At 75.9% G+C, this 7908-nt stretch carries 5 protein-coding genes; all 5 read left to right on the forward strand.

All coding sequences use genetic code 11. The features are described 5' to 3' along the window. A partial coding sequence (locus ACFU6K_RS23300) for a hypothetical protein (RefSeq protein ID WP_380665962.1) occupies positions 1–1298 on the forward strand: 1298 nt, incomplete at its 5' end. A 121-nt stretch (positions 1299–1419) separates the two neighbouring features. Beyond that, positions 1420–2328, forward strand: a complete 909-nt coding sequence (locus tag ACFU6K_RS23305; protein ID WP_380665964.1) for a glutamate ABC transporter substrate-binding protein — start codon at positions 1420–1422, stop codon at positions 2326–2328. Between the two features lie 323 nt (positions 2329–2651). After that, entirely contained in the window at positions 2652–4013 is a 1362-nt protein-coding gene (locus ACFU6K_RS23310) for a hypothetical protein (RefSeq protein WP_380665966.1), read from the forward strand. A gap of 5 nt (positions 4014–4018) precedes the next feature. Further along, positions 4019–6568: a tetratricopeptide repeat protein gene (locus ACFU6K_RS23315; protein ID WP_380665968.1), complete on the forward strand. Its 2550-nt coding sequence runs from the start codon at positions 4019–4021 to the stop codon at positions 6566–6568. A 3-nt stretch (positions 6569–6571) separates the two neighbouring features. Beyond that, positions 6572–7900 (forward strand): protein phosphatase 2C domain-containing protein, encoded by a 1329-nt coding sequence (locus ACFU6K_RS23320; protein ID WP_380665970.1) that lies wholly within the window; start codon positions 6572–6574, stop codon positions 7898–7900. The last annotated feature ends 8 nt before the right edge of the window (positions 7901–7908 follow it).

Genomic DNA, 7908 nt, shown 5'->3' on the forward strand with positions numbered 1-7908 from the left:
AGCTGGCACAGGCCACCCGCACGCCCCCCGGCCGGCTGCGGCTGGCCGGCGTGGTGCTCGCGGTGCTCACCGTCGCCTTCGGCGGGCTCACCGCCTGGCAGCTGGAGACCAGGGCGCAGGCCGCCGACCGGGTGGTCTCGTACAGCCAGCCGCTCAGCCGGGACGCCGCCGAGATCCACCGGAGCCTGGCCGACGCCGCCACCACCGCGGCGAGCGGCTTCCTGCTGGCCGGCGCCGAGCCCGACGAGGTCCGCACCCGCTACGAGCAGGACGTCGCCACCGCCGCCAAGCTGATCGCCCAGGCCGCCGCCCGGACCACCGCGACCTCGCCCGCCCAGGGCTCGCTCGCCCGGCTGAACCAGCAACTCCCGGCCTACGCCGGCCTGGTGGAGACCGCGCGGGCCGACAACCGGCAGGGCATCCCGCTCGGCGGCGCCTACCTGCGGTACGCCTCCGAGCAGATGCAGACCGTACTGCTGCCGGCCGCCGCCGAACTGGCCGCGGCCGAGAACCAGGAGCTGGCCGACGACTACGCCGAGGCCAAGGCGGTGCCGTGGGGGGCGTACGGCCTGGCGCTGGTCACCCTGGCCGCGCTGGCCTGGGTGCAGCTCACGCTGTTCCGCCGCACCAACCGGGTGTTCAACATCGGGCTGCTGGGCGCCACCGCCGCCGTCCTGGCCGGCGGGCTGTGGCTGACCGTCACCGGCCTGACCACCAGTGCGGCGCTCAAGCGGAGCGTCCACGAGGGCGCGGCCCCGCTGAAGGCGCTCAACACCGCCCGGGCGGACGTGCTGACCGCCCGGCTGGCGGAGAACCTCCACTTCGTCGCCCGCGGCTCGACCACCAGGTACGCCGACCAGTGGACGAAGGCCGTCGAGGACCTGGCCGGGGCCAAGGACGTCCCGCCGGACCGGTCCGCCGGCTCGCTGCCGGAGGCCCTCCGGCTGGCCCCCTCGGCCGCCCAGCCGGGCATCCGGGAGGCCGCCAAGCAGTTCGACGAGTGGCGGCAGCGGCACGACACCGCCCGGAACCGGGAGGTGTTCGAGGCCGACTACCAGGGCGCGCTGGAGGCCACCGTGACGGCCAGGCGCGACGCGGCCACCGCCGACGCCTCCTTCAACGCCACCGACAAGGCGCTCGCCCAGGCCGCCGACATCGAGCAGGACCGCTTCAAGCAGGCCGCCGAGGGCACCGGCGGGGACCTGCGCACCGCCGCCGTCGCCGCCGCGCTGCTCGGCCTGGTGGCCGCGGCCGCCGCGCTGCGCGGCCTGGGCCGGCGACTGGCCGAGTACCGGTAACGGGCAAGGGGGAGAGCGACCGATGCGCACCAGGGGTTTCAGGAGCTTCAGAGGTTCCGGCGGTTCCAGTGGTTCCGGCGGTTCCGGCGGTTCCGGGAGGAGGATCCGGCCCGCCGCCGCGGTGGCCCTGCTGGCGGCCGGCGCGGCCGTGCTCGCCGGGGGCGGCCCGGTCGGCGCCGCGCCGGCGGCCGTGACCGCCGCACCGCTGGCCGTCCAGCAGGACCGGCAGGAGCAGGCCGACGGCTGCGACGTCACGAAGAGCGTGCCGCCGAGCACCGACGACGGCCCGGCCGTGAAGGCCATCAAGGCCAGGCGCAGCCTGGTGATCGGCGTGGACCAGAACAGCTACCGCTGGGGCGCCCGCAACCCGAACACCGGCCAGATCGAGGGCTTCGACATCGACCTCGCCCGGGCGATCGGCGCGGCCGTCATGGGCGACCCGGAGAAGGTGGTGCTCAAGCCGGTGGCCACGGCCGACCGGATCGACGCCATCAAGAAGAACCGGGTCGACCTGATCGTCCGCACCATGACGATCAACTGCAAGCGGATGGAGGACGTCGCCTTCTCCAAGCCGTACTTCAACATCTCCCAGCGCGTCCTGGTGCCGACGGCGTCGTCGGCGAAGAACATCGACGACGCGGTCAAGGACCGGAGGGTCTGTGCCGCCGACGGCTCCACCGCGCTGACCGTGGTCACGGAGAAGAAGACCGCCCGCCAGGTCGTCACGGTGGCGAACCAGCTGGACTGCCTGGTCCTGATGCAGCTCGGCAAGGTCGACGCGACCATGACCGACAACGGCCTGGCGGCCGGTCAGGCCGCGCAGGACCAGACCGTGCGGATCGTGGACGGCGAGGCCCAGCCGGAGGTGGTCGGCGTCGCCATGCTGAAGGACAGCACCGACCTGACCGCCCGCGTCAACCAGGTCCTGGCCGACTACTACGCGCGCGGCGACTGGGCCCGTTCGTACGAGCACTGGCTCAAGCCGTACATGCTCAACGAGGCCGACCGCTACTGGCCGGGCACCCGCTGAGGCGGCGTCGGGGGCGGACGCGGGGCCGCCCCGGGGACTGCCCGGGGCCGGTCCGGGGGCGACGCGGGGGACGGCGCGGGAGAGGTAGCGCGCGGGCCGTCAGCGGGGCGTTGACGGTGCCTGGACGCCCCGCGCCCGCTCCGCCCGAACGGCCACCGGCTAGGGTTCGGGACGATCACCACGGGGAGACCGGTGGTGGACACGGGGGTTGTCGTGGGACCGCACGTCCGGTACGTCCAGCACGTCAGGAACGTCAAGTACGTCCAGCACGTCAGGAACGTCAGGCACGTCGGGATCGCACGCGAGGAAGGAAGGACACCGCGGTGGCGGCATCGGCTGGCCCGGTACTGAACCGGGAGGAGGTCGACCGCGCGCTCGCCCGCCTCGGCGCGGAGCGGGACGCGGTCGAGTCGGCGCTGCTCGCCCTCCAGGACCACTCGGGCCTGCGGCTGCTGGACGGCGCCGAGCTGTCCGGGCGCACCCTGGAGCGCTGGTCCGTCGCCGGCAAGGGCCTGCCGCTGCTCTGGGCGCTGTTCGACCGCTACTCCGAGGCGCTGGCCTCGGCGCGCGCCGTCCGGGCCCGCAAGGCCAAGCCCGGCGCGCCCGAACTGGCCGAGCTGAGCGAACTGCTGACCGGCGACGCGGTGACCGTCCCCGGCGGGGTGGTGCCGGACGGCCCGCAGGTGCTCGGCGCGCCGGCCAGGCTGGTCGAGCGGATCAGCCTGGACGCGCTGATGGCCCGGATGAACTCCTGGTACGCCACCGTGCTGGAGGTGGTCAGCGCCGCGGACGCGGTCTGGTCGGCGCTGCCCGCCCGGATCGACCTGCTGCTGGCCGAGCTCCAGCGGGTGCGCACCCTCGCCGCCTCGCTCGGCGTGCGCACCGGGAGCCACCCGCTGGGCGACGACCTGGCCGGGATCGAGCAGGACCTCACCGGGCTGCGCGCCGAGGTGCACGGGGACCCGCTGGCGCTGTGGCGCCCGGCCCGGGTGCCCGCCCAGCGCGGCACCGTCCCGGAGGGCTCGGCCTTCGCCGGCCCGGCCGGGGTGGTCGACACCGAGCGGTTCGACCGGGCCGGGCGGGCGCTGGACGGCGTCCGGCTGGAGCTGGAGGACCTGCTGCGGCTGCGCGACGAGGCCGAGGAGCGCCTCCAGGGCGTCGGCGACCTCCTCCAGCGGGCCGACGCCACCCTGGCCGAGGCCCGCCGGGCGCGCGGCGAGGTGCTGGCGAAGATAGCGTCCAGCGACGTCCCGGCGGTGCCCGGACCGGCCTCGGCGCTGCGCGAGCGGATCGTCGCGGCGCTGGACCTGCGCCAGGCCGGGCAGTGGGGCCGGCTGGCGCCGCTGCTGGACACGCTGGAGGACGCCGCCGCCAAGGAGCTGGGCCGGGCCCGGCAGTCGCTCACCGAGGTGACCCAGCCGCTGGCCGTCCGGGCCGAGCTGCGCGGCCGGCTGGACGCCTACAAGGCGATGGCGGCCCGGCTGCGGGTCTCCGAGGACCCGGAAGTGATCGAGCGGTACGAGAAGGCGCGCTGGCTGCTGTGGAGCGCGCCCTGCGACCTGCGGGCGGCGGCCGCCGCGGTGGCCCGGTTCCAGCAGTCGCTGCGCCCGGCCCAGACCGAGGCCGAACAGGCACAGGAGGCGGCCGGCCAGGAGCCGGCCGACGGACGGATCCAGGGGGGCTGAGGGTGATGGGCGGGACGTGCGAACGGCCGGAGTGCTCCGGCAGCGGCAGGATCGACGCCGACGGCTACTGCGACGAGTGCGGGCTCGCCCCGGCGGGCGGGACCACCGCGACGACCGGAGCACCGGCGACGGGGGCTGCGGCGGCGGGGGCTGCCGGAGCGGCGGGGGCAGCGGCGTCCGCCGGCCCCGGCGCGCCCTGCCCGCGCGACTGCTCCGGCAGCATCGACCCGGACGGCTACTGCGACGAGTGCGGCCTGACCCCGGCCGGCGGCGACACCGGCGCCACCCAGCCCCACCTCCCCTCCGCCCGGGTCTCCCCCGGCTCCCACCGGAACGGCTCCGGCCACGACGGGTCGGCCCGCTCGCTGTCGGCCCGCACCGGCTCGGCCCGCTCGATGTCCGGCCGCTCCCGCTCGCACCGCTCGACCCGCACCGGCAGCAGCCGCTCCCTCTCGGTCCGCTCCACCCGGGGCGGCACCACCGCCGGCACCCGCAACCGGCTGGGCGCCGGCCTGGTCACGGTGCCGACCGTCGAGGCGGCCGACCCGTCCCAGGCGGTGCTCGCCAACCCCGAGGTGCCCGAGCGCAAGCGGTTCTGCTCCAAGTGCGAGACCCCGGTGGGCCGGGAGAAGAACGGCCGCCCCGGCCGCCCGGACGGCTTCTGCACCAAGTGCGGCACGCCGTACTCGTTCACGCCCAAGCTGCGCCGCGGCGACCTGGTCGGCGGGCAGTACGAGGTGGTGGGCTGCCTGGCGCACGGCGGGCTCGGCTGGATCTACCTGGCGGTGGACCGGCGGGTCAACGACAAGTGGGTGGTGCTCAAGGGCCTGCTGGACACCGGGGACGAGGACGCGCTCACGGCGGCCGTCGCCGAGCGGCGCTTCCTGGCCGAGGTGGACCACCCGAACATCGTCCGGATCATCAACTTCGCCGAGCACCCGGACCTGCGCACCGGCTCCACCGACGGCTACATCGTGATGGAGTACGTCGGCGGGAAGTCGCTCAAGGACATCGCCAACGAGCGCCGCACCGCGGACGGCCGACGCGAACCGCTGCCGGTCGAGCAGGGGATCGCGTACGCGCTGGAGGCACTGCCGGCCCTGGGCTACCTGCACGGCAGGGGCCTGGTGTACTGCGACTTCAAGATCGACAACGTGATCCAGAGCGGCGACGCGCTCAAGATCATAGACATGGGCGCGGTCCGCCGGTTCGACGGCGACGGGCCGATCTACGGCACCATCGGCTACCAGGCCCCGGAGATCGCCACCGACGGCCCCTCCGTCGCCTCCGACCTGTACACCGTGGCCCGCACCCTCGCGGTGCTCACCTTCGACTTCCAGGGCTACAGCGGCACCTACCGCGACTCGCTGCCCGGCCCCGAACAGGTCGAGGTCTTCGCCAGGTACGAGTCGTACTACCGCTTCCTGGTCCGCGCCACCGACCCGGACCCGGCCCGCCGCTTCGCCTCCGCCGAGGAGATGGCCGACCAGCTCACCGGCGTGCTGCGGGAGGTCCTGGCCCTCCAGGACGACCGGCCCCGGCCCGCGCCCTCCACCCTCTTCGGCCCCGAACTGCGCGTCGTGGACACCGAGTTGGTACTGCCCACCGAACAGGCCGGGCAGCTCCGGGTGGCCCCCCTGGACCCGGCCGCCGCCGCCCTCGCGCTGCCCGTCCCCCGGGTCGACCCCGGCGACCCGAACGCGGGCTTCCTGGCCGTCCTGGTCACCCCCGACCCCGAGGAGACGCTCGCCGCGCTGGCCGCCGCGCCCGCCGTCTCGGTCGAGAGCCGGCTGCGCGAGCTGCGCGCCCTGCTCGAACTCGGCCGCCACGGGGACGCCGTGGACAGCCTCGCCGAGCTGGAGCGGGACCAGCCGGACGACTGGCGGGTGGTCTGGTACCGCGGGCTGACGGCCCTCGTCGACGGCTCCTCCACAGCCCTGCGGGCCGCTGCGGAGGCCTTCGACGCGGTCTACGACGCCTTCCCCGGCGAGGCCGCCCCCAAGCTGGCCCTCGCCATCTGCGCCGAGCTGCTCGGCGACGGCGGCGACGCGGCCGAGTTCTACCGGCTGGTGTGGGCCACCGACCACGCCTACCTGAGCGCCGCCTTCGGGCTGGCCCGGGTCCGGCTGGCCGAGGAGGACCGGGCCGCCGCGGTCCGCGTCCTGGAGACCGTCCCGGCCACCTCCAGCCACTACACCGCCGCCCGGATCGCCGCCGTCCGGGCCCGGCTGCGCGAGCGCCGGGCCACCGACGACCTGGCCGCCGACCTCGGCGCGAGCTCCGCGCAGCTGACCGCGCTGCGGCTGGACGCCCGCCGCCGCGAGGAGCTCGCCGTCGAGGTGCTCGACACGGCCCTCGGCTGGGTCGGCGCCGAGACGGCCGCCGGCCGACCGGCCACCGACCTGGTGGTACTGGGACGTCCCGCACAGGAGCGGGAACTGCGCTTCGCCCTGGAACAGTCCTACCGGGTACTCGCCCGGTTGGCCGACCGGGCGGAGACCAGGATCGAGATGGTGGAACGGGCCAACCGTGCCCGTCCCAGGACGTGGGTGTAGCAGATGCCGCAGCAGACCGAGTGCCCGAGCTGTTCGGAGCCGATGGACCAGGAGGACGCCTACTGCGGCTCCTGCGGGACCGGCCGGGACGGCCGGGCGGCCCCCGGCTCGATGCCCACGAGCTGGGCCGCCGCCCGCGGCGAGGCCGTACCGTCGCCGCGCGGGCAGGTCTGCGTGCACTGCGGGCAGCCGCAGGTCGCCCCGGACGGCTACTGCGAGGGCTGCGGCAGTGCCCAGCCGCGCCCGCGCGACCACATGGAGAAGGCGCTCGGGGGCGTCGCCGGGGTCAGCGATCGCGGCGTGCGCCACCACCGCAACGAGGACTCCTTCACCGTCGCCGCGACCTCGCTGCCCGGCGGCGAGCCGGTCGTGGTCGCCGTGGTGTGCGACGGCGTCTCCTCCTCCGACCGCCCGGACGAGGCCTCGGAGACCGCCGTGGACGCCGCCTCCGAGTCGCTGCTGACCGCCCTGGAGGCCGGCCGGGCCCCGGGCGCGGCGATGCGCCAGGCCATCGCCGACGCCGCCGACGCGGTCGCCCGCCTCGCCACCGACGGCGCCGGCCCCACCCGGCCCGACCTCAACGCGCCCGCCTGCACCTTCGTCAGCGCGATAGCCGCGGGCGGCCGGGTCACCATCGGGTGGGTCGGCGACACCCGGGCGTACTGGATCCCGGACGACCGCGCCGCCGCCGAGCCGTTCCGGCTCACCCAGGACGACTCCTGGGCGGCCCGGATGGTCGAGGCCGGGCTGATGAGCGAGGCCGAGGCCTACGCCGACCCCCGCGCGCACGCGATCACCGGCTGGCTCGGCGCCGACGCCGAGGAGGTCCTGCCGCACACCCTCGACTTCACCCCGCACGTCCCCGGGGTGGTGCTGATCTGCACCGACGGGCTGTGGAACTACGCCGAGGCGGCCACCGACCTGGCGTACTACGTGCGCCCGGACGCCCGCACCGAGCCGCTCGCCACGGCGCAGACCCTGGTGAAGTTCGCGGTCGCGGCCGGCGGCCACGACAACATCACCGTCGCCGTGCTGCCGATCGACCCGCCGGCCGCCGCCGTCGAGGAGGCCGAGGAGACCCCCACCGCGCTGGACCTGCCGGTGATCGCTCCGCGAGCGGCCGCCCGGCCGGCCCCGGAGGAGGACGAGGACTACGAGCCGACCCTGCCGGACCTCCCGGTGATCGGCTCCCCCGCCGCCCCGCTGCCCCCGGCCCCGCCCGCGCCCCCGGTCCCCCCGGCGCCGTCCGTCCCGCCGACCGCACCCGCCGCTCCGGCCCCGCCCGCCGCACCGCCCGTCCCGCCGCAGCCGCCGCACCCTCCGACGGCCTGACCCGACCC

Origin of the sequence: Kitasatospora sp. NPDC057512 (genome assembly GCF_042802135.1) — a bacterium.
In the GTDB taxonomy this organism is placed as follows: Bacteria; Actinomycetota; Actinomycetes; order Streptomycetales; family Streptomycetaceae; genus Kitasatospora.

What these genes read in the sequence shown, in the direction of transcription:
- ACFU6K_RS23315 (WP_380665968.1), top strand. Translation starts at nt 4,019, where the DNA reads ATGGGCGGGACGTGCGAACGGCCGGAGTGCTCCGGCAGCGGCAGGATC.
- ACFU6K_RS23320 (WP_380665970.1), top strand. Translation starts at nt 6,572, where the DNA reads ATGCCGCAGCAGACCGAGTGCCCGAGCTGTTCGGAGCCGATGGACCAG.